Below are 772 nucleotides of genomic sequence, written 5' to 3' on the forward strand. Positions count from 1 at the left end.
GTCAACGGCGACGCGGGCCTCGCCGGCAAAGCCCATGTCGGCGACCACCTCATCCTCATGCGCGGTGATCCAGCCGGGAACCGGTCCCGAGATCAGCGGCTTGCCGGTGCCGAGTGCGACCGCAACGGTCTCACCGTTGGCAATTATCGTCGCTTGCGTCTTGGTGAAGGTAATCGACTTGGCGGTGCCGTCGATCAGGATCGTCACCGAACCATCGGCATTGGTCTTGACCCAGTCTGGATCCGGGTTCGGGCCGAGCACCGAGAAGCGTGGATATTTGGCAGTGATCTGCGGTTCGTCGAGGCGGAAGATCGGCTGCACATCGTAGCTGATCCACTGGGTCAGGAACAGCGGCAGGCGCTCCCAGTGCGATTCCCGCATGACCTGCGGCAGGTTGAAGAACCACAATGCGTACAGCAGGTAGAGAAAGATGCCGCCAAGCAGCATCAGCGGCCCGAAGCGCTTGTGGAACGGCCGCTGGAATACCTGCGGGAAGCGCTCTTCGATCGACTGGATCTGATCGGCGGTCATGGTGGCCATGGTCAAGCGCTCATCACGAAAGCCTGCTCGCCGACCAGCTTGCGGCGCAGCCAGGCGGAGAACTGGTCGACGATGAAGATCGTCGTGAACAGGAGCAGCACGAGGGCTATCGTCTTGGCGCCGAAGCCGCGCGAGATCGACAGCTTCAACTCCTCGCCGATACCACCGCCGCCGACCGCGCCCATGATGGTGGAAATGCGGACATTTATCTCAACACGCAGCAGCGTGTAGG

2 pseudogenes are annotated in these 772 nt (G+C 61.9%); both read right to left on the reverse strand.

Going from position 1 to position 772, the window contains the following annotated elements:
• Positions 1-540: pseudogene (locus EN914_RS37150) on the reverse strand (phosphonate ABC transporter, permease protein PhnE); the annotation flags it as partial.
• 2 nt (positions 541-542) lie between these two features.
• Positions 543-772: pseudogene (locus EN914_RS37155) on the reverse strand (phosphonate ABC transporter, permease protein PhnE); the annotation flags it as partial.

This window comes from Mesorhizobium sp. M7A.F.Ca.CA.001.08.2.1, from assembly GCF_003998455.1.
In the GTDB taxonomy this organism is placed as follows: domain Bacteria; phylum Pseudomonadota; class Alphaproteobacteria; order Rhizobiales; family Rhizobiaceae; genus Mesorhizobium; species Mesorhizobium ciceri.